The following is a 24,287-nucleotide window of genomic DNA, read 5'->3' on the forward strand; positions in this document are numbered from 1 at the left end:
CCCGAGGTGGCGGCGGCGTGAAGTCCTACGAAGACGCCCGAACCCGGGCGCTGGGTCAGTGGCGGGCGAGGAACTCGGTGATGCGGGTGTTCACGGCATCGGGCTGCTCGCTCGGCAGCGCGTGACCGGCGCCGGGGATCACCACGACCTCGGCGTTCGGGATGAGCGACGCTCGCCCGGCCGCTCGCTGCACGCGCAGCACGGGACTGGTCGCGCCGAGCAGCACCAGCGTCGGCACGGTGATGCCCGCCAGCTGCTTCTTGCCCAGCTTGCGCGGCGGCATGAGGCGCTTGCGGAAGCGCATGCTGCCCATGACCTGGAGGTCGCGCACGGCGGGCGAGGTCCGCGAGCACCACTCCAGGTACTCGCGCCACAAGCTCTCCACGCGGAGCAGGTGGTTCCACAGCGTGCGCACGGCGAAGACCGGCCGCAGCTCGGCGAGCACCCGCGACGGCTCGATCAGCGTGATCGAGGCGAGCCGGCCCGGCGTGTGCAGCGCCTGGTTCGCGGCGATCCACCCGCCGTAGGACATGCCGATCAGGTGCACGCGCTCCAGCCCGAGGCCGTCCAGTACCGCGGTCAGCCACTCCGCGGTGTCCGCCGACTTGATCATCGGCGCGGTCTGGGTGCTCATCCCGGGCTCGCCGAGCACGTCCACCGCGTAGACCGCCCGCCCCTCCGCGAGCGCCGCCACCGTGGGGTGCCAGGCCGCGGGGGTGGTGTTGCCGCCGTGCAGCAGCACCACCGGGATGCCGTCACCGTCGCCGTGGCGGTGCACGTGGGTGCTGCCGAACCGGGTGTCCACATCGGACTCGACGCGGTCCTGCGGCCACGCGCCCATCGCCTCGCCGTAGCGGGCGAGGAACTCCTCGCGGGACTCCTCGTCCACGAAGCGGCTGAGCACGGCGGTCTTGGTCATGCGGGTCAACTTACCGCCGCCGCGTGATGCGCTGACCAGCCGGTCCCACCGTGAATCGCCAGCCCGTCGCCCGTGTGCTTCCCGCGCCGGTCCACGAGCGGTAGGCCGCTTCGACCTCGTCCCACAGCTGTCGCGCGCCGAGCTGCCGCACCTCGCCGTCGAACACGCACGCCCACGACCGTGAGCCGGGATCGACGAGCCACAGTCCGTCCGCGGTGGGCAGCGCGTGACAGTCCGGCACGAGAACAGCCAGCGCGATGTTCGCGTCGTAGGTGCCGATCACGTCCGCAGCACGGAGTGACGTGCGCGTGACGACCGCACGGTCCTCGGCGTAGATGTCGGAGTCCATGTCGATCGCGCTCACGCGCTGCGCCCGCAGGTCCATGAAGGACGCCCGCCCGGCGATGCCCCCGTGCGCGACCCCGTCGGTGCCGACCGTCAGCGACACCAGTGCCCCGGAGAAGAACGCGGTACCCCATGGGCTGACGATCCGACCGCCGGGCTTGGTCTGCCGCACCCACGCATAAGGGATGCGCTGCGCACTGGCGGTGGAGATGATCCGATCGAACGGAGCACGGTCTGGGCAGCCGTGAAGCCCGTCGCCCTCCACCACGGTCACGTCTCCGTAGCCGGCCGCGTCGAGGGCCGCGCGGGCGCGACGGGCCAGAACCGGGTCCACCTCGACCGTCGTCACGTTGCGCGCGCCGAGGCGGTGGGCGAGCAGGGCCGCGTTGTAGCCGGTACCGGTACCGATCTCGCAGACTGTCATTCCCGGTTCCACATCCAGCAGGTCGAGCATCGTGGCCACCACGGCGGGCATGCTCGCGGAGCTGGTCGCCAGCCCGGGGCCGTCCGGCGCACCGTCGTCGAGCTGCGTCACCACGCAGTCGTCGGCATAGGCAACCGCCAGCCACTGCGAGGGGTTCTCGTTGCGCGATAAGCGTTTCAGCGGCTCGGAGTGCCACACGGTGTCCGGGAGGAACGCGTGCCTGGGCACCGCGAGAAACGCCTCCCGCCACTGGTCGACGAGGTCGCCGCTGTCGGTCAGTGCCCGCACCAGGTCCTCACGCAGCCGCATGCGTTCCAGGGTGCCCGAAAGCGCGGTGCGCCAGACGTGCGGCACGATGGATGATCCGCAGCCGCACCAGCGACGGGAGAAACCGTGTCCGCCAGGCCGAGGGTGACCCTGCGCGCGGTCGCGGAGGCGACCAACCTCCACGTGTCCACTGTGGCCAGGGTGCTCAACGGGACCGCTCAGGTCACCAAGGAGACCGAGGAGCGGGTGCGGGAGGCAGCGCGCAAGCTCGGCTACATCCGCAACGAGTACGCGGCCAGCCTGCGCACGCAGCGCACTCGCATCCTCGGGGTGCTGGTCCCCACGCTGACCGACTACGTGCTCGCCGCCGTGTACGAGGGCATCCAGGAGGCTGCGCTGGAAAAGGGCTACCGGACCTTCGTGACCAACACGCACGACAGCGCCGAGCAGCACCTGGCGGGGCTCGAGGCGCTGCTGTCCTGGGGCGTGGACGGGCTGATCATCGGAGACGCGCGATTGGACGGCAACGGCCTGGACTCCTTGGCGGCGAACGACATCCCGTTCGTCCTGGTCAGCAGGCGCTCCGGTGAGCACCCCGCGGTGACCTGCCACGACGTGCGCGGCGGGGAGCTGGCGGCCGAGCACCTGCTGGGCATGGGGCGCACCAGGATCGCGGTGCTCGCGGGGCAGCCCTACGCCAGCACGTGCGCCGACCGGACCGAGGGTTTCCTGCGCGCGTGCGCCGCGGCGGGACACCCGGTGCCGGAGGAGCTGGTGGTGCACAGCGGCTATGACTCGCACGGCGGCGAGCAGGCGATGAGCGAGGTGCTGGCCCTGGGGCGCGAGCTGGACGCGGTGTTCGCGGTGAACGACGTGGCGGCGATGGGGGCCGCCGGGGTGCTGCGGGCCAACGGCATCGCGGTGGGGGAGCGGATCGCGCTGGTCGGGTTCAACGACATCCCGCTGGCGTCCTCGCTGACGGTGCCGCTGACCACGGTCCGCAGCCCGTTGCGCGAAATGGGCGCCGCCGCCGTCGAGGAGTTGCTGGTCCGTGTCGACGGCGGCAGCGCCCGGTCCCGGCTGCTGACACCCGAACTCGTCGTCCGGGCGTCGACGCGTTAGCGCATGGTACGCAGAAAACGTATGAAGCGCGTGAAAGCCAGCGGGGTGAATGTGAGGACTGGTCCATTCGGCTGCTTGCTGTCGCGGATCGCCGTTTCGAACTCTGTCAAGGACAGTTCCACACAGTTGTTGTCATTTCCGGTATAGCTGCTCTTTCTCCAGGTTCGCGTCGGGGTCATCGTCCCTCAAGTGCGTCGACGTGTGCGCGGATCACCGCCGCCGACTCCTCTGGCGTCAGGGTTTCGGTCGAGATGTCGGCGAAGGTCGCCCGGAACTTCCGAACGTCTTCTTCATTCTCTACCCATTCCCCGCCGCCCGGGTACTCCAAATAGACCGCGTCCGGATAGCCGTCGTCGGCGAAGCCCAGGATGGTGGCCGAGCCGGACATCGTGCCGTACGCCCCAAAATCGAATGGGATTATCTGAACGGTGATGTTGTCCAGTTCCGCGGCGACCAGCAGGTGCACCAGCTGCTCCCGTTGCACCTTCGGCCCGCCGACCAGGCGCCGGATCGCCGCCTCGTCGATCAGCGCGTGCAGGGTCAGCGCCTCCGGTCCGTGCAGTCGTTTCTGCCTGCTCAACCGCGCGGCGACGGCCCGCTCGACGCCGACGGCCGGATCGCTGAAGCCGCGTGCCGCCCTGCGCACCGCCGCCGCGTAATCTGCGGTTTGCAACAATCCCGGAATGCCGGTCGACTCCAACGTTTGTACGGACGTCGCGTCCGCCTCGGCACGCAGAAACGTACGGAACTTGGGTGGAACCGCAGAAGAGTGTTCGATACGGGTCGCGTCCTGTTTGGCGTCGTCCCACAGGGCCTCGGCCTCGCGGCGTCGCTCCTCGCAGGCGCCGTAGAGCGCCAGCATGGCGCCCAGCTCGGCGAAGCCGCAGAGCACGTGCCCGTTCTCTATCTTCGAAATCGTTGGTTGGGACTTGCGCAGCCGGGCCGCGACCTCCTCGGCCCCGATCCCGGCACGTTCCCGCAGCTCCTTGAGGAAGGCACCGAGTTTGCGCTTGCGGCGGGTCCTGGTGCCGGGCATTCAGGTGCCTCCTTGTGCACGTTTGCGCTCAGCCTAAGACAGGGTGAATATTCACTCCGGTGGTGTATGGGCAACCGGGAACGGCTGCCCATACGCTTCGCACCCGCGGATCGCTGCTGACGCTCGACCCCGCAGGCGAGTCGCACGCGCCACCCTCGCACGACTCGCAAGCCCCCAACACGTCGAGGAGGCGTCGTGATCCGCGCGATCCGGGCCGGTGGCGGCCCGCAGTACCCGCAGCCCGCCACCGAGGCACCCGCTGCGCGGCGGACCGTGGTGTTCGTCTGCCCGCAGGGCCACAACGTAGAGGTGACCTTCGCGGCCGACGCCGAGACCCCCGAGGTGTGGGAGTGCCCGAAGCACGGGACGGAGAGCCGGGTCTGGTACTCCGACACCGGCGTCGGCGGCGAGGAGAACGCGGTGCCGCGCACCGGCAAGACGCACTGGGAGCAGCTGTGCTCCCGCCGCTCCGAACCCGAACTGGAGCAACTGCTGGCGGAGCGGCTCAGCGAGCTGCGCGCCGCCCGCGTGTCCGTCGGCTGAACGCGTGGAGTGACATGATCAGCGGTTCCCTCCAGGACGAGACGTCGCTGGTGGAGCTCGGCACGGCGCTGCGGCACTGGCGGACGGCCTCCGGCCTGTCGCTGCGGCGGCTGGCCAGGATGATCGGCCTCAGCGCGCACAGCGCCCTCGCCGACTACGAGCGGGGCAGGCGGATCATCCCGGAGAACCTGGTCCCGCGCTTCGCCGAGGCCGTCGGCGACACCGACGGCACGATCACCGCCGCGCTCCGCGCGTTGCGCGCGCGGGCCGCCGCCGAGCTGGCCGAACTCGCTGAGGCGCGCCAGGCCGTCGCCGAGCCCGCTCCGGCGGGACCGTCCCCGGTGTCCCCGCCCCCGGCCGCGGTGCCCCCGCCCCCGCCGGACTTCGTCGGCAGGCACGCGGAACTGGACGGGCTGTGCGAGCTGCTGTCCGGGGGCGCGGTCGTGGTGCTCAGCGGGCCGCCGGGATCGGGGAGGACGAGCCTGGCCGCTCGGGCCGCGGTCGAGGTGGCACCGGAGTTCCCCGACGGCGCGATCCTGCTCGACCTGTGCGAGCCCAACCCGGCCGAGGCGATGCGGAAAGCGTTGCGCGCCTGCGGGATCGCCGATCGTGCCCTTCCGTCCGATGTGGACGAACTCGGTGCGCGCTACCGCGCGGTGCTCGCCGAGCGGCGGATGCTGGTGGTGCTCGACGACGTCGCGCACGAGGACCAGGCGCTGGAGCTGCTGGCCTCCGCGCCCGGCTGCGCCGTGCTGATCACCAGCCGCAGTCCGCTGCACGGCCTGGACGCCCGGCGCACGGTGCGGCGCTGCCGGATCGGACCGTTGCCCGAGGACGACGCCGTCGAGCTGATCGCCGCCGTGCTCGGCCGGGCGCGGGTGGACGCCGAGCCCGCGGCGGCGCGCAGGATGGCCCAGCTGTGCGACCGCTGGCCGCTGGCGTTGCGCATCGCGTCCGCCCGCCTCGTCGACTGGCCGGGCGGGCTGCTCGCCGACGCCGTCGGCGACCTGGAGCGGGAGCAGGCCCGGCTGGCCCGGCTGCCCGCCGACAACCGCGCTCTCCGAAGCGTGCTGGAGGTGTCCTACCGGCAGCTCGACGATCCCGCGCGCAGGCTGCTGCGGCGCCTGGCCCTCGCCCCGGGCAGGTGCTTCACCGTGGAGACCGCCGCCGTCGCGCTCGGTGTCCCGCCGCGCGCCGCTCACCGCGAGCTGGATCGGTTGCACAGAGCCGGATTCCTCTCGCCCACCGCGACCGAGGGACGCGCGCGGATGCACGGCGTCGTCGCCGGTTTCGCCCGGCGCTGCGTCGAGCAGGACGAGCCCGCGCGCGAGGAGGTCGAGCTTCGCCTGGTGCGGGCACGGCTGGAGACCGCGGCCGACGCGGCGGGGTGGCTCGACCCCACGGCGCCGAGCGAGCGCGAGTCGGTTTTCCCGGACCTCCGTGCCGCGGTGCGCTGGCTCGACGACGAGCGGCCGGCGATCCTGGCCGCCGCGGAACGGGGCTGCCGGCTCGACCCGGGCTGGAGCCTCGTCGCACTGCTGCGGCGGATCGGCTGGTACTACGAGCTGCGGTGCGCGTGGCCCGACCTGCGAGCACTGGCCCAGCTCGCCCTCGAACAGGCGCAACTGCAACAGGACACCGAGCACAAGGCCTACGCCCTCGCCGCGCTTTCCTTGGCCGCGGCCAAAACCGGGCAGCCGGACACCGCGCGCGAGCTGGCCGAGACCGCGGCGGGCCTGGCACACGGCGACGGGATCGCCGGTGCGGAGATCGTCGCGCTCGACTGCCTCGGTCGCGCTCTGCTCACCCTGAACCGCCCGGACGCAGCCCGGCAGGCGCTCGCGCGGGCGGTGTCGCTGCGCGGCGACTGGTGGCAGCACGCCGTGTGCACCAGCAGGCTCGGCGACGCACTGGCAAGACTGGACGAGCCCGCGCGCGGCGTGGAACTCCAGCAGCAGGCGCTGACGCTGTTCGAGCAGCACGGCGACGAGCGCAGCGCGGCACGGACCCGCATCCGGCTCGGCCTGTCCCTCACCGCGCTCGGCCGCTACGCCGAGGCGGTCGAGCAGTACGACCGCGCGGCCGAGGTCTTCGAGCGCTACGGAGACACCTGGAGCCAGGCGACGGCGCTGCGCGAGGTGGGCAACGGCCGGAAGGCGCTCGGCGAGGACGAGCTGGCCGCCGCGGACCTGCGGCGCGCCGAGGTGCTCTTCGCCGCGCAGGGTTGCCGGTGAAGCCCGCCCCGGCCCCTCCGATTAGGCTTTCCGCCATGCGGAAGACCGCGGCGATGACCGCCCTCCTGATCAGCACCGTCCTCGCGGTGACGGGGTGCACGCCCAGTGAGCGCCCCTCCGACCTGCCCGACGGCGGTGCAGGCGTGAGCCAGCAGGCCGCTCCCTCCTCGGCTGCCTCCTCCTCGGCCGCCGCGCCGACCACGACCGCGCCCGCCGGTCCGGCGTGCACGGTCGACCAGGTCACCGTGACGGGCGCCGCGGGCCAGAAGCCCACGGTCACCATCCCGGCGAGCTGCTCCCCGCCCGCCGAGCTGCTGTCCAAGGACGTCGTCCCGGGCACCGGCGCAGCGATCAAGGCGGGCGACCAGCTGCAGATGCACTACGCGCTCTACACCTGGTCGACCAAGGCGGAGAACCAGGCCTCCTTCGGCGGCAGCCCGTTCCAGACGACCCTGGCGAAGGGGCAGCTCATCGACGGCTGGGTCGAGGGCCTCGTCGGCATGAAGCAGGGCGGCCGCCGCCTGTTGATCGTCCCGCCCGCCAAGGGATACGGGGCATCGGGCAAGGGCGACATCAAGGGCAACGAGACCCTGGTCTTCGTCGTCGACGCCGTCAAGGTCGGCGCGTAACACCCGCGACCCCGGCGCCGCCCACTCGGCGGTGCCGGGGTTTTTGCTGCCCGACGGGCTGCGGCACCTCGCTGCACTGGTACTCGGCCGAGCCGCCGACAACGACATCCTGGGCGACGTCGACGGGAAGTACGACGAGCAGCTGCCGTCCGACCAGCTGATGCGAACTCGGCGTCGGCCTACCAGCGGGAGGCCAACGCCAAGCGCCCAGCGGGAAGCCTTGGGACATCGGCGAACGGGGCATTGCCGTCGAGCACGGAGAGCAGAAGCGCATCGCGCTCCTCACCGACGACCGGGCTTTCGGGGAAGTGGAAGCTGACCCCGGAGAAGGAGAGGGTCGCCTTCCGGGAGATCGCGGCGCAGGGCCGCAGCGGCTGAATTCGTGGCAAGGTCACGGCGGGGACGCGGTGGATTCCGCATCCCCGCCGGTCATCGGCCAGCCGCGCTCATGCGGGCACTCATACCTGGAGTTCGACCTCGATGCGCTTGAGCTGGTGCCGGGCCAGGGCGAGGTTCGCCAGGTCTCTTTCCAGCACCAGGTACAGGAACAGCGAGTTCTTGGACTTCACGGTGTCTATTAATCGAATCAGGTGGTACTGGCGGCGCAATGTGATCAGGATGTCTTCGATGTTGTCGTTCAGCGCGAGTGTGGACATCACCCGGAGTTTCGATCGAACGACCTCGGTGTTCCCCGCCGCCGCGAGGTCGAGGTTGAGCCAGTCGCCTCCGCCGCTGGTGCCGAGAGACATTCCGCTTTCGTAGTCGACCAACGCGACACCGACAGCGCCTGCGATGGACATGGCTTCTTTCAACGCCATATCGATGTTCATCGAACCCCACTCCCTTGCATCAACTGGTGATCGAGGTGGCGCGGCTGAACGCCCCGCCTCGATCGCTTGCGGGTGCACTTCCGTACGGGCCACGTCATCGACGACGGGAACTGACCCGGTCATCACCGGAATTCATCCGGTGGATGGTGCGCTAGGAGGTCAAGATCGAGCCGATCCGCGCGATCACGGGCTGGGCCTCGTGGAGGAGACGGCCGATGTTCAGGCCCTTGTCCCCCAGAACGACCATCAACGCCGTCCGGCCCACGGCGTACACGGCCATGTAGCCTCCGCTGCTGAACACCACGGTCTGGCTGAGCGTGCCCTGGCCGATCACCTCGACCGCCTGGCGCGCGACGCCGAGGTCGGCGGCGGCGAGCGCGGAGACGTTGGCCGGATCGATGGTGTCCGCGGCGTCGGCGAAGATGGGGATTCCGTCGACTGCGGCTATCACCGTGTCGGTTACCCCGGAAACCGTTTCTCGGAGATTTCGCAGCTCGGCGGCCAGTGCGTCATAGTCCAATATTCTTCCCTTCTGTTCCGGAAAGGCCGGGTGCCTCGGGCGCGCCGTGCCACCCCGATGGCCTCAGGTACTTGCGGGAGACCGGCGCGGCCTCCCCCGGGCGGCGGGTGGGCAACGAGCCCGCGTCGTCGGTGCCGGGGGTGGCGGTGCGCTCCGCTGCCGCCCGGGGGCGCAGCGACGTGAGGCCCCAGTGCGAAGAGCTGAACGAGATCGCCGGTGGGGCGATCTCCAGCAGGCCTTCGGTGAGCATCCGGGAGATCTCGACGGTGGTCGGGTAGACGCTGCGGCCGACCACGAAGGCGATGTCCCTCGCGGTGCGCCTGCCGGTGGCGTGCTCGATGATCTTCCGCCGTGCCTCGGTCGCGGCGGGGGAGTCCGTCCCGCGCCCGGGCACCACGCGTTCCCGGTAGGGCGAGAGGGGGAACGGCATCGAGGCGAGCGCGTCCAGCCGCCGCAGCGTTTCCGAGAGCAGCAGGTCAGGGGGCATGCCGTCCGCGGCGGTCAGCAGCACGTCGACGGGTTCGTCGTCGACGACGCACTGCTCGACGTCGCCGGCGGCGATGGCGAACGACCCGTCCTGCGTCGCCATCGTGACGAGGGCCTGCACCGCACTGGCCCCGATGGCCCCGCGCGCGACGAGCGTCGCCTGGTGCGAGCGCGTCCCGGTGCCTTCTCGCAGAGCCGCGTTCCAGTCCTGCTCGCTGAGCCTGCCCGAGCGCAGCAGCAGCGTTTCCGCACCCGGCGCGCCGGGGCTGTCCACCGCGACCACCACACCCTCGCGCAGGTGCAGCAGCCCGCCCGGATTGCCCACGACGCGCACCGTTGCGGTGGCTCGGTCCGCGTGGCACTGCGTCAAGGCGCACGCGAGGAGATCGCATGCGGCTCGATGGTCGCGTCTCAGGGGGCGCTCCGTGTGTGGTCGGGGGTCGGAAGAATGGGATGACTGGAGAACTCGGCATTCGGTCGAGTTTCTCCCCCTCATCGAGGGGGATATGGCCATCGTTACTTCTCGCTCGTCGGCGCTGTGCGCCCACATCGCAGGCTGCACGATCGAGTGAATCATTCCGGTCGGTGTAACAGAAAAGGCTGAACAGCGACTTCGTGTCGGCGCTTTGACTAGGTATCTCTTGATGTTGGTGACTTTCCCGGGATCGCGCGGGCCGACGGCCTCCGGTCGACTTCGTTTAGTGGATGGTGCGCGCGGCGGCGGCTTTGGGGCCGGGCACCCGTGCTGAGCGGTGTCTTTGTTCCGGTTCCGCGGCGGTGCCCGCCGTGGTGAAATCCTGGAAATCCCTTTCCTGATACGGAAAACGCAGTCCGGTGATGTCACGAAGACGGGACGTGCTGATAACGGAATGTAGTCGGCCGGGCGATTCCGGCATATAGTCGGCCATCCACCGGCGCCTCATATCGGGGATGGGGATCGAGCCGGCTCGTGCTTCGGCGTGGTCAAGGAGCGAAGTGACCGGCAGCAGTCAGCCCCGATACCGAGCGGCGTTCGACGTGCTCGCGCACGCCCTGGCCCGGTGCCAGGACGACGGCGTCACCGGGACGCTGAACCTGCTGGGCAGTCCGGGCGCGGTGATCCACCTGCGGCAGGGCGCCGTGGTCGCGGTGCAGAGCCCGGGCGCGCCCGGTACGGACGTGCTCCTGTTGCGCTCCGGCAGGATCAGCGAGGACGACTGGATGGCGGCGCTGCGGGCGGGCGCCGAATCCCGGTCGCAGCAAGCCGAACTCGTCGCCCGCGGTGGCATCGGTGTCGCGGAGCTCCAGGTCGTCGCCATGATGGCCGCTCAGGACGGGGCTTTCGCCACCGCGGCGGGCACGGTGGACGGGTACTTCGTCGACGACCGGCCCGGCGACGTGCTGCTGTCGGCGACGAGCGGGATCGACCTCGGCTGGTTCCTGGAGGAGACGTCTCGCCGGCTGGACGCGCTGGCGTCACTGCCGTTTCCCGTCTCGCCCTACCGGGAGCGCGTCCGGCCCGCGCGAGACGTCGACCTGTCGGAAACCGCCCTGACCGACGGGCAGCGGGAGGTCTTGGTGCACGCCACCGGCAGGCGCAGCGCACGGGACATCGCCTTCGCGACCGGTCGCAGCGTCTACGCGGTGACGATCGAGATCTCCCGCATGCTCGCCGGCGGTGTGGTGGAGGTCGTCGCGAGTACCTCCGCCGCCGCGTTGTCGCTGGCCCGCGCCGTGGCGCCGCGCGCGAGGCCCAAGCGCGGCTCCGCGACCAGAGCCGTTGGCACGGCGACGAACCTGCTGCCGCGCCGGCTGCCGGGGGCGAGCGGCGTCGACGAGTTCCTGGCCCCGTCCAAAGCCCCGGGGTGGCACGCGCTGCCCCGGCTGTTCGACCTGGTGCGGGCCAGCCCACCGAGGACTTCCGGTGCCACGCGCGACGAGGGTCCTCTCGAAGCAGAAAGGAAACGCGTTTGAAGCAGGAGGCGCTAGCCGCCGAGTTGCGTGCTCTGCGGGAGCAGGTGACCGGCATCACCAACACAGTGATCGCGGCGGCGGACGGCCTTCTCATCCTGGCCGACACGGAGGACGGGATCGATCCTGCCGGCCTCTCCGCGCTCGCCGCCGCCGATCTCGGACTGGCTCGCAGGACCACGGCGGTGACCCGGCAGGGCACGCTCCGGCAGACCGTCGTCCACAACAGCGGCGGCTACATGGCCGTCTACGCGGTCGGCAAGCGGGCGCTGATGGTCGTGCTGGGAGACGAGGGGCTGAACATCGGACGGCTCCACCACGAGTCCCAACCCGTGATCAAGCGCATCGACTCGATCCTCTCCGCCTCCTAGGCGGTCGAACTCCTACAGACAACTCCACCCCGCCCCATCCGACCACGAGCGAAAGAAGAAGAGGACATTGGACACCTTAGGAAAGAACCAGCGGGGTATGTCCGACCAAGTGATCTCCGTGGCCAAGCGCCTGCGGCAGGAGGTTCCCGACTGCCTGGCCTCCGGGGTCGTCGACATGGCGACCGGCATGCTCCTGACCTGCGAGACCACCGACAGCCACCCGTCGGAGGTGCTCGACCTGCTCGCGGGAGCGACGCTCGACCTGTTCCAGGGGCGCACGGTCACCATGATCGAGGACATCTTCAAGGAGCGCCGGGGCGTCACCAGCTCGGAGCGCTACTTCCAGGAGATCCTGGTCAACAGCACCAACCTGACCCACCTGTTCGTCCGGAACAACCAGAGCAGTGACGTCGTCGCGGTCGTCGTCTGCCCCAAGTCGGTCAACATCGGCATGCTCTTCGCCGCGACCAGGAGGGTGATGAAGGAGCACATGAGCATGATGTAGTCCTCCGTCATCCCGCGCGGCGGTCTGCCGTTCCCGGTGGGCCGCCGCGCATACCGGTCACGAACGCCGCACTACCGCGGCTGGACCCCGTAAGCCCGGAGAAAGGTGTCCACGCCGGCATCGGCGACGGCCTGGATGTCCACAGTGGACTCCGATCGCGCCCGTGCCTCCCAGGGGCCGGTCAGCAATGCGAGGAACTGCTCCGAGGCCACCGCCGGATCGCACTGCCTCAGGCGCCCCGCCAGGCACAGCCGCGCGAACCGGTCCGCCAGCGCCTCGCCGACCCAGCAGGACGCGACCTGCCCGGTCAACCGCCGCAGCGCGGTGGCACGCGTGTCCGAGTAGATCCCGAGCAGCCCGACAGCGACGTCCGTCAGCACCGCGCTGAGGTCGCCGGGATCGCGCAGCCGCTCGACGACCGCGATGCTGTCCGCCTTCACCGCGTCGGCCACGGCCTCGGTCGCACGGCGGAACAAGTTCTCCTTGTCGGAGAGGTGGTTGTACACCGTCGGCTTGGCGACACCGGCCTCGTCGGCGATCTCCTGCACGCACGCCTGCTCGTAGCCGCGGCGCGCGAAGACGGTGAAGGCGGCATCGAGGATCGCCTTGCGCTTGTCGATCCGCCCGCGGGGTGCGCTCACCGGCCCATCGTATTCCGCGAGCAGCGGCGTGACGCCGAACGGCCTAGCGGGAGTGCCGTCATGTGTGAAACTCCTCCGGCTTTCGGAGGGTGGCCGCAATGCCTTGCCGCTCAATAGATTCCGTTGGGGGACGGTCCCCGGTGGGAGTGGGTGGTGCGCGTGCGCTCGTCGTTGTGGAGGCTGCTGGCCCTCGCCGCTGCCACCGTGGTGGCCGTCACGGCCCCGTCCGCGGTCTCGGCGGCCCCGGGGAACCGGTCGGCGCCGATCGACCCGAAGAACTGGGAGAACCCCCAGGACATGACGTGGTCGGACTACCGGAAGGTACCGGGTACCAACTGGGCCGACCCGAACGGGAAACCGACGAAGCGGACGTTCAAGGGCGCACTGGTGCTCGCGGACTACCCCGACCAGGACTTCGTCGTCACCAAACCGCCGCGCTCGGACGTCTTCGGCAACCCCTCGCAGCTGGCGAACAACATCCCGAGGGCACAGGTCGCGAAGTTCTACCAGGACTTCCTGAACAAGCCGAACGCGGTCAACCGCGGGCACACCCTGCACGAGTACTGGATGGAGGCCTCCGGCGGCCGGATCGGGGTCGAGCTGACCGCGTTCGGCGCGTACCGGATGCCGGGCAAGTCCTACGAGTACGGCATGGAGTTCCAGGGCTCCGGCGCCTGCCCGGAGGGCTCGACCTGCAACCGCGACCTGCGCGCGGACGCGGGCGCGGCGTGGCGGGCCGAGGTCGGCAACGAGGTGCCCAAGCGGTTCGACTTCGTGTTCTTCCTCAGCGCGGGCCAGGACGAGTCGTCGACCTGGCAGGAGTTCGGCGAGATGTTGTTCCAGCGCAAGGAGGACGTGCCCGACTCGTTCGGCCCGCCCGACCCGAAGCTGCCGAACTGGGCGAAGACGCGCTACGTGGAGTGGACCTCGTGGAAGGCCGCGTCGGCGATCTGGCCGAACGCGGGCGGCGGGTCCTCGACGCAGGCGGAGAGCTCGGGGCACGGCACGTTCGCGCACGAGCTGAGCCACATCCTCGGTATCGGCGACAACTACAACAACCCCTTCGGCAAACCGCCCGTGCGCGCCTACACCGGCCCGTGGGAGATGATGAGCCGCGGCACGTTCAACGGCCCCGGTGGTACGCACACCCGCTGGAAGATCCCGCCGGACGCGGGTGGCGCGATGGGCTCGCACCACATGCTGCGCACCAAGGCGAAACTGGGCATGGTCGATCCGGCGCACATCCTGCAGCTCGAACGCGACGCGCTGGCGAAGTCGGGCGTCATCACCGCGCGGGTCACCGCCCGCGAGGTCCAGCCGGGCAAGGGCGGGCTGATGGGCCTCAACATCGCCATGAAGACCGGGGACAAGTCGCCGAAGTGCAGTCAGGGCACCGATCCGTTCTGCGACGGCGGCGGCTACAACAACTACACGGTCGAGGTCGTCGACCGGATGGGCGCTGACTCCTTCACCCCGGACAGCGGCGTGCTGTTCACCAAGACCAAGAACGCCGACGCCACGCCGTTCGAGTGGATCATCGACGCGAACCCGGCCGACATCGACCTGGTGGACTTCTACCGGCCGGACGGCACCCCGGTGAAGGTCACCGTCGGCGACCCGCGTCAGCTCGCCGACGCGCCGTTCCGGGCGGGCACGAACTCCGGCAGCAAGTACGAGTACGTGGACACCGCGAACCGGCTGCACCTCTACGTCGCCGACATCCACCGGGACCCGCAGGGCGTGCTGTCCTACACCGTCGCGGTGCGCTCGCTCGACGGAGCCGGACCGCACACCCGCGGACTGGCGCTCGGTCCCTCGGCGGCCTCGCACCCGGATCGCGCGGGCGTGGCGCAGTGCACGTTCCCGTTGGCCAACACCGGAAGGACGCTCCCGGTGACCGGCCAGCCGCAGGATGTATCGTCCTATGTGGACGGTGACGTGTACCGGTTGCGGGCGACCGCTCCCGCCGGGTACGAGGTGCGGCTGCCCAACGAACTGGCCGCGGTGAAGGTCGGCAAGAAGGTCGACATCCCGCTCAACGTCGTGCGCACCGGCGGCCCGGCGGGCGTGCTCGCCGAGGCCACGCTCACGGCCACCTCGGAGAGCGACCCCACCAAGACCGCGACGGCACGATGCCTCATCCCCACGCGGTAGGGGCCGGGCTGCTGGCGCTGCTCCTGGTGGCCGGCTGCGGCACCGCGAGCACCGAGGTGAAGCTGCTGGTGCGGGACGGCGCGGTGCGGGCGGTCGGGTCGGAGTGCTCGGGCACCGGTGCCCACGCCGCGCTGCACCGGTCGGCGAAGTTCGAGGTGCGCGGCGCGGACGGCGAGCCGGTCGCCTCGGGAAGCCTGCCCGCGGGCAAAGCCGTTGCGGCCCTTGAGGAAGACCTCAAAGTGCCGCGCGTGCCGACGTTCTGCGAGCTGACGTTCGAGGTCGGGGTGCCCGTGGCCGACTCGTACGACCTCGTCGTCGACGGAGAGCCGATTCGGCTGCAGCGCAAGGACGGTCAGCTCGTGGGGATGGTTCCGTGAAGTGGATCGCCGCGGCCGTCGTGGCGCTCGTCCTGGTGGCCTGTTCCGCGGAGCCGCCGCGCGGCGGGAAGCGGGCGCTGCCCGGTCCGGTGCCCGCCGGGGTGAGCTACCGCGACGCGACCGGGGCGACCGCGCCGAGGCTCACCCTGTCCCTCGTGGATGGAACTCAGGTGTCCACAGAGGACCTGTGGCGGGACCGTCCGCTGGTGCTGGTGTTCTTCAGCTCCTGGTGTGGCCACTGTGGACGGACACAGGCGGAGTTCACCGCGCTCGCCGAGAAACACCGGGACGTGGTGACCTTCCTCGGTGTCGCGGGCCGGGACTCAGACGCGGACCTGCGCCGCTACCTCGACGAGCACCGGGTGAACTACCCGGTTGCGCGCGATGACGAGGGGCAGAGCGCCGGGCGCGCGTTCGCGTTGCGGGAACCTCCGCTGGTGGCCTTGGTGGCCAAGGGGGGCGCGCTGGTCAAGGGGTGGCCGGGCGGGACGACCGCGGGCACGGTCGAGGCGGAACTGGCCAATCTGGTCCAGCGCCGCTGAAGTGGATTGCCCGATCGGTGAAATCGAATGCCGGGCACCGACGGCGTCGTTACTGTCGCGCGCATGGCCAACGACGCGACGGTGAGCAGCAGAGGCACGATGGGCGAGAGCTGGGAGGAGCAGGCCCGCAACTGGGTGGCTTGGGCGCGCAGGCCGGACTTCGACTCCTACTGGTTCTACCGCGACGGCTTCTTCGACCTCGTCGGCGAGCCTGGAACGGCGACGCTGGACCTCGGCTGCGGCGAGGGCAGGGTCAGCCGGGACCTCAAGGCGCGCGGGCACCGGGTGACCGGCGTCGACATCGCGCAGACCATGATCGACCACGCCGTCGAGGCCGATCCGGACGGCGACTACCGGGTCTGCGACGCGCGCGAGCTGCCCTTCGACGACGGCGCCTTCGACATCGTCGTCGCCTACAACACGTTCATGGACGTGGACGACCTGGCCTCCTCCATGGCGGAGGCGGCCCGGGTCCTCGCGCCGGGCGGCAGGCTGTGCATCGCCACCACGCACCCGCTCAACGACGCCGGGCGCTTCGAGACCGGCCCGGACGGGCGGCGGCGCTTCGTGATCGAGGAGTCCTACTTCTCCCGCAAGCGCGTCGAGGACACCATCGAGCGGGACGGGATGGTGATGACCTTCCACGGTTGGACCAACCCGCTCAGCGCCTACACGCGCGCCCTGGAGACCGCCGGACTGGTGATCGAGTCGATGCGCGAGCCGATCTTCGAGATGAAGGGCAGACGCGACGACCTGATCCCGTACCACCTGTGGACGAGGGCGGTGCGTCCGGCATGAGCCTGCGGATGACCGGGGAACGCGCCACCCTGCGGGACTGGGTACCGGCCGACGAGGCGGTGTTGCCGGACCTGCTCGCCCCGCACCGGCCGTGGCACGACACCAACGGTCCGTACCGGGGCAGGCCGACCGAGGAGCAGCTGGCCGCCAAGGTCCGGCGGACGGCGGAGCTGGCCGGGTCGCTGCCCGAGGACCTGCCGACGCCCCGGACCTCCCTCGCGGTACTCGATACCGGTTCTAACCGGCTGATCGGCGAGGTCAGCTGGTACTGGGAGTGCGAGCCGACCGGCTGGCGCCGGATGGGCATCGTGATCTACGACGAGGTCTACTGGGGTGGCGGCTACGGCACCGACGCGCTGCGGCTGTGGACCGGCTACCTCTTCGAGACCACCGACGCCCTGCGCCTGGACTTCGCCACCTACTCCGGGAACCCGGGCATGGCCGCGGTCGGGCGCAAGCTCGGGTTCACGGAGGAGGCGCGGTTCCGCAACGCCCGCCCGTGGAACGGCGAGGTCTACGACGGGCTCGTTTTCGGGGTGCTGCGCGAGGAATGGCTGGCCCGCCGCGACGGGCTCGGCTGACGCGCTACCGCGACGTCGAGACGGTGAAGTCCGAGAAATAGGCGTGCACCGTCGACTTCGGTCCCCAGCTGGTGTCGTGACCGCCGAAGAAGGTGGAGAAGAAAACGCCGCGGAAAGGAATCGAGCCGATTCCCTTCACCTCGTTCGCGGACAGCACCTGGCGTCCGTCGTACCAGACCGTCACGTTCCCGGTCGAACGCGTGACGGCCTGCTCGATGGTGTGCGTCCTGCCGTCCGCCGCGAAGCTCCAGCTGCCCAGCCCGACGTCCTTGCCGTAGCCGCTGCCGTCGGGCGTGTACACGTAGACCTCGCCCTTGCCGCCGCCGCGCCACATGAACCTGGTGGACCAGCCGCCGTGGCTGCCGCCGCTCTGGCTGCCGGGGTCGCCGCCGTAGAAGCCGGGCAGCTTGCCGCCCTTGCCGAAGTCGTAGCCCACCGGGAACCGCACCTGGTAGCGCAGGTACAGCGTGTCGGCCCGCTGCAGGTCGGCCCGGCCGACGCGGTTGAGGTCCTGGTAGAACTGCCCTCCGCCGGTGGTGGGGCAGTTCTTGCACGACGACGCCGACGAGCCCTTGCCGTAGGTGACGTCGAGCGTGCTGCCGGAGGCCTTCATGTCGTTGAAGCCCCACTTGCCGCGGTGGTCGATGCCCCAGCTGTCCGACCACGAGGCCGACGGGAAGCCGGAGAAACCGCCGTTCCACGGGGCGGGGGCCGCGGTGGCCTGCGTTCCGCCGGTCATTCCGGCGAGCACCGCGAAAGCGAGCAGAGTTCCGCGCAGCCGAGAACCCAGAGACATGGTCGTTCCTTTCGGTCGACGAGCGTCACTGCCGCGGCGGTCCGAAAAGAACGGTAGGGCTCCCGGGGAAATTGTTCAAGAATGTCTTCGGAATTCATGAATGTGAATATCGGCGTTATCCGGAATGGTCGGCGACCGACCTGGACAGCTTGCGCAGCAGCGACCGCAGCTGGTCGAACTCGGCGTTCTCCAGCCCCATGGCCGCGCCGATCGCGGGTGGCAGCTCCAGCGCGCGCTCGCGCAGCGCGGCGCCCTCCTGGGTGACCGTCACCAGCACCGAGCGCTCGTCGTCCCGCCTGCGCTCCCTGCGCACGAGCCCGGCCTTCTCCAGCCGCTTGAGCAGCGGGGAGAGGGTGCCGTAGTCCAGCTGCAGCGCGGCACCGAGGTCCTTCACCTGGCACGCGCCGTTCTCCCAGAGCGCGAGCAGCACCAGGTACTGCGGGTAGGTCAGCCCGAGCTTGTCCAGCATCGGCCGGTAGAAGCCGGTGACCGCCCTGGACGCCGCGTAGAGCGCGAAGCAGACCTGGTCGTCGAGGCGCAGCGAGGGCTCGGTCATGGCCCGAGTTTAGTGCGAAGGCGATCAGATCGCGGGCAAGCTAAACGTGAGGAATAGCGACCCCCGTTGGCGGGTTATCCCAGGGGGACCGACGAGCGAGGAGCCGGACACATGGCAACTGTCGAACTGACCACCGAGAACTTCGAGCAGGTAGTCAGCGGGGACGGCACGGTGCTCGTCGACTTCTGGGCGTCCTGGTGCGGGCCGTGCCGGATGTTCGCACCGGTCTACGAGGCCGCGTCCGAGCGCCACTCCGACATCGTCTTCGGCTCGGTGAACACCGAGGAGCAGGTGCAGATCGCCTCGGCGTTCAACATCTCCTCCATCCCCACGCTGATGGTCTTCCGCGAGGGTGTCGTGCTCTACGCGCAGCCCGGCGCGCTGCCGGAGGCGAGCCTGGAGGAGCTGATCTCCCAGGCCCGGGCCGTCGACATGGCCGAGGTGCACCGCAAGGTGGCCGAGCACCAGGCCAAGGAAGCCCAGAAGAAGGCCTAGTCGTCGAGCAGGCCGTCGCGCCCCGCGAGCGCGGCGGCCTGCGTTCGGCTGCGCACACCCAGGCGCCGCAGCAACGCCGCCGTCATCCGCTTGACCGTCCGCGGGGAGACGCTGAGCGTGCGGGCGATCTCCGTGGTGCTGCGGTCCTCCGCGAGGAAGCGCCACAGCCGCAGCTCCGCGGTGTTGAGCCGAGGCGTGCCCGCCGTGGGCAACAGGGCGGTTTGCCTCGGCAGCAAAAGCCATCCGTGCGCCAGCGCCAGCAGGCCCTGCACGAGGACGTCCGGCTGGCAGCTCCGGGGGAGCACGCCGTTGGCGCCCGCCCGCAACGCCTGGGTCACCAGACCCCGGTCCTCGCCCGCGGTGGTGGCGGCGACCGCGAGCGACGGGGCCCTGCGCCGGATCGCGGTGATCGCCGACAGCGCCCCCGGCGGGGCCAGCCCGAGATCCACCACCACGACGTCCGGCCGGGCCTCGCTCACCAGCCGCACCGCGGCCGAGGCCGAGTCGGTGCTCGCGACGAGGTCGATCGGCGCGTCCGGGGCGGCCGCCAGCATCTCCAGCCCCTTCGCGAAAGTCGGCTCCGTGTCGATCACTGCCAGTCGCACCCGCACCCTCGTCATGTCCCAGGAATGCCCGTCGCGCTCGCGGCTACGCGTGGCCCCGCGAGGCCTTCATAGGCACACGCGGGACATCTGCCGGGGTAACCGGTGAGAAGCCCTGACCTCCGACACCGGGAGCGCTCGTGTTCTTCCACGCCCAGGACCTCCAGTTCGAAGCCCGTCCCGACGCACCGGACGCCGCGTTCGCCGCGCGGCTGCAGGAAGTGCTCGGCGGCAAGTGGGGCGAGATGACCGTGGCGATGCAGTACCTCTACCAAGGCTGGAACTGCCGCCTGCCCGGCAAGTACAAGGACCTGCTGCTGGCGACCGGAACCGAGGAGCTGGCCCACGTCGAGATGATCTGCACGATGATCGCCCGCCTGCAGGAGGGCGCGCCGTTGACCGTGCAGGAGACCGCGCAGGCGGAGAACCCGATGCTGGCGGCGGTGTACGGCTCGGCCAACCCGCAGCACTCGATCGTCAACGGCGGCGGCGCCTACCCGCACGACAGCCAGGGCGTGCCGTGGAGCGGCGCGTACATCACGGCCAGCGGCAACCTGATGGCCGACTTCCACCTCAACGCCACCGCCGAGATGCAGGGCCGCGTCCAGGTCGCCCGGCTCTACGAGATGACCGACGACCCCGGCGTCCGCGAGATGATCAAGTTCCTGCTCGCCCGCGACCACGTGCACCAGAAGCAGTGGCTGGCCGCGGTGGAGGAGCTGAAGGCGGACGGGCTCGACGGGATGCCCGTGCCCGAGGCGTTCCCGGTCGAGCAGGAGAACGGCGCCTTCAACAAGCAGATCATCAACTTCACCGACGGGAGTTCGCTCGGCGAGGGTGGCTGGACGTCCGAGCTGGAGGTGGACAAGCCCGTGGCGCACGGCGACGCCCCGGTGCTGCCGCCCGGCGACCCGCGGCTGTACGGCACCCCGCCGCCGGGGAAGTCGTAGTCTCCTCGTGTGCTCGAACTCGGCTTCACGGCGCAGGACCTGGCGCGGACGCGCTTCGCGTTCTCGCCGCTGTGGGAGGTCGTGGCGAGCGTCCGGGTGCTGAAGGAGCCCGCCGCGCACGCACTGCACCTCCCGTGGATCTCCGCGACCGCCGAGCGGGTCCGGGCACTCGACCTGAGCCTGCTCGACGCGCTGATCCCGGTGCCCGCGCGGAAGCTGCCCGCTTTCCTCGCGCCGACACCGACGACGCCCGTCCCCGACATCGCCGACGAGCTCGACGCGCTACGCGCCGTGCCTGCCGATGAGGTCAGGGCGGGCGTTGACCTGCTGGGGCGCCCGCGCGTGCTGGACGGGCTTCACGACGATCCGCCGAGCGGCCTGGCGAAGCTGGCGGAAGCCGTTGCGGCGTATTGGGAAACCGTGCTGCTCCCGCACTGGCCGCGGATTCGCGCGCTGCTGGAGGGCGAGGTGCTGCACCGCTCGCGGCGGCTCGCCGAGGGCGGGGCGCAGCGGCTGTTCGCCGATCTGGACCCCGCGGTCAGCTGGACCGGTGACACCCTGGTGGTGCAACGGAAAACAGCCGGGCGACTGCGGCTGGACGGCCGGGGCCTGGTGCTCGTGCCCTCGGTTTTCGTCTGGCCCAGGGTGTTCTCGAAGATCGCGCCGGCCTGGCAACCGGTGCTGCGGTATCCGCCGCGCGGAATCGCCACGCTGTGGGAGCGGGGCCGCACTCCGGCGCCGGACGCGCTCGCCGCGGTGCTCGGGCCGTCCCGCGCCCAGCTGCTCGCCGAGCTGGACGCGCCCGCGTCGACCTCGGAACTGGCCCGCCGCACCGGGATCACCGCGGGTGGGGTGTCGCAGCAGCTGACGTTGCTGCGCGAGGCCGGGCTGGTCACCTCGCACCGGACCGGCCGCTTCGTGCTCTACCAGCGGACCCCGGCCGCCGACGTCCTGCTCGGGGCCGGGGTCCCCGGGTTCAGCTCGTCGTGAGCAGCAGCTTGCCGGTGGTCCGGCGGCCCTGCAGGTCTTCGTGGGCTTGACGGGCGCTGTCAAGGGCGTAGCGGCCGCCGATGGCGATGTCCAGCTCGCCCGCCTGGATCGCGTCGAAGACCTCGCCCGCCCGCCACAGCAGCTCCTCGCGGGTGGCGGTGTGGTGCCCGAGCGAGGGGCGGGTCAGGAACAGCGAACCGCCGGCGTTGAGGCGCTGCGCGTCGAAGGGCGGGACCGCGCCGCTGGCCGCGCCGTAGAGGGCCAGCAGGCCGCGCGGGCGCAGGCTGGCCAGGCTCGCGTCGAAGGTGTCCTTGCCGACGCCGTCGTAGACCACGTGCACGCCGACGCCGTCGGTCAGTTCCCGAACCCGCTGCGCGACGTCCTGCTCGGTGTAGCGGATGACCTCGTCCGCCCCGGCCTCGCGGGCCAGCTTCTCCTTCTCCGCGGTGGAGACCGTGCCGATCACCCGGCCGCCGCGGGCCTTGATCATCTGGGTGAGCAGCAGGCCCATCCCGCCCGCGGCCGCGTGCACCAGCGCCACGTCGCCCTCGGCGATCGGGTGGGTGGAGGCGGTGAGGTAGTGGGCCGTCATGCCCTGGAGCATCGCGCCCGCGGCGATCTCCAGGTCCACAGTGGACGGAACGGGGACGAGCTGCGCGGCGGGGGCGGCGACCTGCTGGGCGTAGCTGCCGATGGCCGAGGCCCACGCCACCCGGTCGCCGACGGCGAACTCGGTGACGCCCTCGCCGAGCGCCGCGACGGTGCCCGCGCCCTCCAGGCCGAGGGTGAACGGCGTCGGGATCGGGTAGACGCCCTCGCGGTGGTAGGTGTCGATGTAGTTCACCCCGGCCGCCGCCACGTCCACCAGCACCGCGCCCGGGCCCGGTTCCGGCCGGTCCAGCTCCTCGGCGACGAGGACCTCCGGTCCGCCGTGCGATCGAACGACTACCGCCCGCATGCTGCCTCCTCGATAAGACGCGTCTGCAGGGCCCAACACCCCCGCGGCGCCCGGTGTTCCCGTTCAGCCGCGCAGCCTGGCCAGCCTGCGCTCGGTCGGCCAGCGCACGTCCCACACCCAGCCCAGCTTCTCGAAGAGCCAGATCGTCCGCGCGGAGATGTCGATCTGCCCGCGCAGCACGCCGTGCCGGGCGCAGGTGGGGTCGGAGTGGTGCAGGTTGTGCCAGGACTCGCCGAAGGAGAAGATCGCCAGGGGCCACACGTTGGCGGCCTTGTCCTTGGACTTGAACGGCCGCTCGCCGATGAGGTGGCAGATCGAGTTCACCGACCACGTGACGTGGTGCAGGAACGCGATCCGGACCAGGCCGGCCCAGAAGAACGCGGTGAGCGCGCCCCACCACGACCAGGTCAGCAGGCCGCCGAGCAGCGCGGGCAGCAGGAAGCTCGCGGCGGTGAGGTACGGCAGCAGCTTGTCGATGCGCTGGATGTCCTTGTCGGCCAACAGATCGGGGGCGAAGCGCTCCGCGTTGGTGACCTCGTTGTTGAACATCCAGCCCATGTGCGCGTGCCAGAAGCCCTTCGCCAGCGCGGCGGGCGTGGTGCCGTAGGCCCACGGCGAGTGCGGGTCGCCCTCCTTGTCGGAGAACGCGTGGTGCCTGCGGTGGTCGGCGACCCACGCGGTCACCTCACCCTGCACCGCGAGGTGGCCGCACAGCGCCAACGCGATCTTGAGGCCGCGCTTGGCCTTGAACGAGCCGTGGGTGAAGTGGCGGTGGTAGCCGATGGTGATGCCGAGCCCGGCGACCACCCAGAACAGCACGAACAGCGCCACGTCCACCCAGCCGAGGCCCCAGCCCCATGCCAGCGGCGCGGCGACCAGGAAGGCCAGCGTCGGCGGGATCAACACGAACAGCCGCACCGCGAGGTGGGCGGCCGGAGTGCCCTCCAGCAGCGGCTTCGGGCCGGGCGGTGTCTTGACCGGGGTCATCGTCATACCGAAAGCTTTCCCGGGCCGGGCTTTGATCACACTGGTGCAGGCCCCCGGTCCAAGCCTCGGGAGCGCACCCGGTGCCGGGCGCGGCGATAGAGTCGCGGCGTGACGCGGTTGGAAGCCTCGCGACGGCGCGAGCAGATCGTGGCCGCGGCGCACCAGGTGCTCGTCGAGCAGGGCGTGCGGGCCGCGACCACCAGGCGCATCGCGGCCGAGGCCGGGGTCACCGTCGGGCTGATCCACTACCACTTCGCCACCAAGGACGAGTTGTTCGGCGAGGTGCTGGCCCGCTCGACCGCGACGCTGGTGGAGGCGGTGCGCACCACCTCCACCGAGGGCAGCAGCCTCCAGGAGTGCGTGCGGGACCTGCTGGAGCGCGCCGTGCGCCGCGCCGGGGTGCTGCTCGGGCAGCTGCAGCTGACGATCTCGGTGATGCGCAGCCCGGAGCTGGCGCCGCTGGCCACCGCGAAGTACCGCGAAGTGGTGACCGCGCTCGCCCAGCGGTTCCGGACGACGCCGAACCCTCCCGCCGATCCCGAGGCGCTGGCGCTGGCGTTCCTGACCGTGGCCGACGGCCTCGTGGTGCTCACTTCGGCGCTGCCGGAGGCACGCGGGTTGGTGGCCGCAGCGGAGCACACGATTCTCTCCGGCGTCGCCCCGGCTCCCAGGATTTAAC

30 protein-coding genes are annotated in these 24,287 nt (G+C 70.8%); 16 read left to right on the forward strand and 14 right to left on the reverse strand.

The window, feature by feature from the left end; genetic code table 11:
* Positions 1-55 precede the first annotated feature (55 nt).
* Positions 56-919, reverse strand: a complete 864-nt coding sequence (locus tag BLT28_RS00855; protein ID WP_030429380.1) for an alpha/beta fold hydrolase — start codon at positions 917-919, stop codon at positions 56-58.
* Between the two features lie 10 nt (positions 920-929).
* The gene (locus tag BLT28_RS00860; RefSeq protein WP_063766564.1) at positions 930-1,997 is read right to left on the reverse strand and encodes a methyltransferase domain-containing protein; all 1,068 of its coding nucleotides are present in this window, start codon (positions 1,995-1,997) and stop codon (positions 930-932) included.
* 84 nt (positions 1,998-2,081) lie between these two features.
* Between BLT28_RS00860 and BLT28_RS00865 the strand changes: the two genes are divergently transcribed.
* Positions 2,082-3,077, forward strand: coding sequence for a LacI family DNA-binding transcriptional regulator (locus BLT28_RS00865; RefSeq protein ID WP_030429378.1), 996 nt, complete (start codon positions 2,082-2,084; stop codon positions 3,075-3,077).
* On the opposite strand, the gene BLT28_RS00870 is transcribed toward BLT28_RS00865, so the two are convergent.
* Together BLT28_RS00870 and BLT28_RS00875 are read right to left on the reverse strand one after the other, a co-directional pair.
* A complete protein-coding gene (locus BLT28_RS00870) occupies positions 3,074-3,256 on the reverse strand; it encodes a DUF397 domain-containing protein (RefSeq protein ID WP_081900260.1) in 183 nt (60 codons plus the stop codon). The two genes, BLT28_RS00865 and BLT28_RS00870, sit on opposite strands and share 4 nt — an antisense overlap.
* Complete coding sequence (locus BLT28_RS00875; RefSeq protein ID WP_030429377.1) at positions 3,253-4,113, reverse strand: helix-turn-helix domain-containing protein; 861 nt, start codon at positions 4,111-4,113, stop codon at positions 3,253-3,255. The genes BLT28_RS00870 and BLT28_RS00875 overlap by 4 nt, the downstream gene beginning before the upstream one ends.
* Before the next feature lie 195 nt (positions 4,114-4,308).
* Between BLT28_RS00875 and BLT28_RS00880 the strand changes: the two genes are divergently transcribed.
* Genes BLT28_RS00880 through BLT28_RS00890 form a run of 3 tightly spaced genes read left to right on the forward strand, consistent with a single transcriptional unit; the run spans position 4,309 to position 7,519 of the window.
* The gene (locus BLT28_RS00880; protein WP_052407259.1) at positions 4,309-4,656 is read left to right on the forward strand and encodes an RNA polymerase-binding protein RbpA; all 348 of its coding nucleotides are present in this window, start codon (positions 4,309-4,311) and stop codon (positions 4,654-4,656) included.
* 14 nt (positions 4,657-4,670) lie between these two features.
* The gene (locus BLT28_RS00885) at positions 4,671-6,890 is read left to right on the forward strand and encodes a helix-turn-helix domain-containing protein (protein ID WP_030429375.1); all 2,220 of its coding nucleotides are present in this window, start codon (positions 4,671-4,673) and stop codon (positions 6,888-6,890) included.
* A 35-nt stretch (positions 6,891-6,925) separates the two neighbouring features.
* Positions 6,926-7,519: an FKBP-type peptidyl-prolyl cis-trans isomerase gene (locus BLT28_RS00890; RefSeq protein ID WP_231950576.1), complete on the forward strand. Its 594-nt coding sequence runs from the start codon at positions 6,926-6,928 to the stop codon at positions 7,517-7,519.
* A 179-nt stretch (positions 7,520-7,698) separates the two neighbouring features.
* Here the strand turns inward: BLT28_RS00890 and BLT28_RS00895 are convergent, their stop codons facing one another.
* The 4 genes from BLT28_RS00895 to BLT28_RS00910 all read right to left on the reverse strand — a co-directional run bounded on the left by BLT28_RS00895 (position 7,699) and on the right by BLT28_RS00910 (position 9,680).
* Complete coding sequence (locus tag BLT28_RS00895; RefSeq protein WP_030429373.1) at positions 7,699-7,914, reverse strand: hypothetical protein; 216 nt, start codon at positions 7,912-7,914, stop codon at positions 7,699-7,701.
* A 63-nt stretch (positions 7,915-7,977) separates the two neighbouring features.
* Entirely contained in the window at positions 7,978-8,349 is a 372-nt protein-coding gene (locus tag BLT28_RS00900; RefSeq protein ID WP_030429372.1) for a hypothetical protein, read from the reverse strand.
* Between the two features lie 151 nt (positions 8,350-8,500).
* Positions 8,501-8,869, reverse strand: a complete 369-nt coding sequence (locus BLT28_RS00905) for a roadblock/LC7 domain-containing protein (RefSeq protein WP_030429371.1) — start codon at positions 8,867-8,869, stop codon at positions 8,501-8,503.
* Positions 8,859-9,680, reverse strand: coding sequence for a MarR family transcriptional regulator (locus BLT28_RS00910; RefSeq protein WP_156050880.1), 822 nt, complete (start codon positions 9,678-9,680; stop codon positions 8,859-8,861). The genes BLT28_RS00905 and BLT28_RS00910 overlap by 11 nt, the downstream gene beginning before the upstream one ends.
* 650 nt (positions 9,681-10,330) lie before the next feature.
* On the opposite strand from BLT28_RS00910, the gene BLT28_RS00915 reads away from it, so the two are divergent.
* From BLT28_RS00915 to BLT28_RS00925, 3 genes are all read left to right on the forward strand, one after another.
* Complete coding sequence (locus BLT28_RS00915; protein ID WP_052407257.1) at positions 10,331-11,308, forward strand: hypothetical protein; 978 nt, start codon at positions 10,331-10,333, stop codon at positions 11,306-11,308.
* A complete protein-coding gene (locus tag BLT28_RS00920) occupies positions 11,305-11,676 on the forward strand; it encodes a roadblock/LC7 domain-containing protein (RefSeq protein WP_030429368.1) in 372 nt (123 codons plus the stop codon). Before BLT28_RS00915 ends, BLT28_RS00920 begins: the two co-directional genes overlap by 4 nt.
* A gap of 97 nt (positions 11,677-11,773) precedes the next feature.
* The gene (locus BLT28_RS00925) at positions 11,774-12,181 is read left to right on the forward strand and encodes a hypothetical protein (RefSeq protein WP_030429367.1); all 408 of its coding nucleotides are present in this window, start codon (positions 11,774-11,776) and stop codon (positions 12,179-12,181) included.
* Positions 12,182-12,252: 71 nt separating this feature from the next.
* Here the strand turns inward: BLT28_RS00925 and BLT28_RS00930 are convergent, their stop codons facing one another.
* Entirely contained in the window at positions 12,253-12,822 is a 570-nt protein-coding gene (locus BLT28_RS00930) for a TetR/AcrR family transcriptional regulator (protein WP_030429366.1), read from the reverse strand.
* Positions 12,823-12,981: 159 nt separating this feature from the next.
* Between BLT28_RS00930 and BLT28_RS00935 the strand changes: the two genes are divergently transcribed.
* The 5 genes from BLT28_RS00935 (at position 12,982) to BLT28_RS00950 (ending at position 17,274) form a co-directional block, all read left to right on the forward strand.
* Positions 12,982-14,976, forward strand: coding sequence for a M6 family metalloprotease domain-containing protein (locus tag BLT28_RS00935; RefSeq protein ID WP_030429365.1), 1,995 nt, complete (start codon positions 12,982-12,984; stop codon positions 14,974-14,976).
* The gene (locus tag BLT28_RS39600; RefSeq protein ID WP_030429364.1) at positions 14,955-15,353 is read left to right on the forward strand and encodes a hypothetical protein; all 399 of its coding nucleotides are present in this window, start codon (positions 14,955-14,957) and stop codon (positions 15,351-15,353) included. Before BLT28_RS00935 ends, BLT28_RS39600 begins: the two co-directional genes overlap by 22 nt.
* Positions 15,350-15,895 carry a TlpA family protein disulfide reductase gene (locus BLT28_RS00940; RefSeq protein ID WP_030429363.1) on the forward strand — a complete coding sequence of 182 codons (546 nt, stop codon included), beginning with the start codon at positions 15,350-15,352 and terminating at the stop codon, positions 15,893-15,895. Before BLT28_RS39600 ends, BLT28_RS00940 begins: the two co-directional genes overlap by 4 nt.
* Positions 15,896-15,958: 63 nt before the next feature.
* Complete coding sequence (locus BLT28_RS00945; protein WP_162184834.1) at positions 15,959-16,693, forward strand: class I SAM-dependent methyltransferase; 735 nt, start codon at positions 15,959-15,961, stop codon at positions 16,691-16,693.
* Positions 16,690-17,274 (forward strand): GNAT family N-acetyltransferase, encoded by a 585-nt coding sequence (locus BLT28_RS00950; RefSeq protein ID WP_030429361.1) that lies wholly within the window; start codon positions 16,690-16,692, stop codon positions 17,272-17,274. Before BLT28_RS00945 ends, BLT28_RS00950 begins: the two co-directional genes overlap by 4 nt.
* 4 nt (positions 17,275-17,278) lie before the next feature.
* On the opposite strand, the gene BLT28_RS00955 is transcribed toward BLT28_RS00950, so the two are convergent.
* Together BLT28_RS00955 and BLT28_RS00960 are read right to left on the reverse strand one after the other, a co-directional pair.
* Positions 17,279-18,070, reverse strand: a complete 792-nt coding sequence (locus BLT28_RS00955; protein ID WP_172806491.1) for a polysaccharide lyase — start codon at positions 18,068-18,070, stop codon at positions 17,279-17,281.
* Positions 18,071-18,185: 115 nt separating this feature from the next.
* The gene (locus BLT28_RS00960) at positions 18,186-18,626 is read right to left on the reverse strand and encodes a MarR family winged helix-turn-helix transcriptional regulator (RefSeq protein WP_030429359.1); all 441 of its coding nucleotides are present in this window, start codon (positions 18,624-18,626) and stop codon (positions 18,186-18,188) included.
* Positions 18,627-18,737: 111 nt separating this feature from the next.
* Between BLT28_RS00960 and trxA the strand changes: the two genes are divergently transcribed.
* Positions 18,738-19,121: a thioredoxin gene (gene trxA, locus BLT28_RS00965; RefSeq protein ID WP_030429358.1), complete on the forward strand. Its 384-nt coding sequence runs from the start codon at positions 18,738-18,740 to the stop codon at positions 19,119-19,121.
* On the opposite strand, the gene BLT28_RS00970 is transcribed toward trxA, so the two are convergent.
* Positions 19,118-19,726, reverse strand: a complete 609-nt coding sequence (locus BLT28_RS00970; protein WP_162184833.1) for a response regulator transcription factor — start codon at positions 19,724-19,726, stop codon at positions 19,118-19,120. The two genes, trxA and BLT28_RS00970, sit on opposite strands and share 4 nt — an antisense overlap.
* 137 nt (positions 19,727-19,863) lie before the next feature.
* Here BLT28_RS00970 and BLT28_RS00975 point away from each other — a divergent pair, with 137 nt between their 5' ends.
* Together BLT28_RS00975 and BLT28_RS00980 are read left to right on the forward strand one after the other, a co-directional pair.
* On the forward strand, positions 19,864-20,673 hold the full coding sequence (locus BLT28_RS00975; RefSeq protein ID WP_030429356.1) for a manganese catalase: 810 nt from the start codon (positions 19,864-19,866) through the stop codon (positions 20,671-20,673).
* Between the two features lie 9 nt (positions 20,674-20,682).
* The gene (locus BLT28_RS00980) at positions 20,683-21,663 is read left to right on the forward strand and encodes an ArsR/SmtB family transcription factor (RefSeq protein ID WP_030429355.1); all 981 of its coding nucleotides are present in this window, start codon (positions 20,683-20,685) and stop codon (positions 21,661-21,663) included.
* On the opposite strand, the gene BLT28_RS00985 is transcribed toward BLT28_RS00980, so the two are convergent.
* Positions 21,650-22,621 (reverse strand): quinone oxidoreductase family protein, encoded by a 972-nt coding sequence (locus BLT28_RS00985; RefSeq protein ID WP_030429354.1) that lies wholly within the window; start codon positions 22,619-22,621, stop codon positions 21,650-21,652. The genes BLT28_RS00980 and BLT28_RS00985 overlap by 14 nt on opposite strands.
* A 63-nt stretch (positions 22,622-22,684) precedes the next feature.
* On the reverse strand, positions 22,685-23,614 hold the full coding sequence (locus BLT28_RS00990) for an acyl-CoA desaturase (RefSeq protein ID WP_030429353.1): 930 nt from the start codon (positions 23,612-23,614) through the stop codon (positions 22,685-22,687).
* A gap of 102 nt (positions 23,615-23,716) precedes the next feature.
* Here BLT28_RS00990 and BLT28_RS00995 point away from each other — a divergent pair, with 102 nt between their 5' ends.
* The gene (locus BLT28_RS00995; RefSeq protein ID WP_030429352.1) at positions 23,717-24,286 is read left to right on the forward strand and encodes a TetR/AcrR family transcriptional regulator; all 570 of its coding nucleotides are present in this window, start codon (positions 23,717-23,719) and stop codon (positions 24,284-24,286) included.
* Position 24,287 lies beyond the last annotated feature (1 nt).

Source organism: Allokutzneria albata (assembly GCF_900103775.1).
Lineage (GTDB): Bacteria > Actinomycetota > Actinomycetes > Mycobacteriales > Pseudonocardiaceae > Allokutzneria > Allokutzneria albata.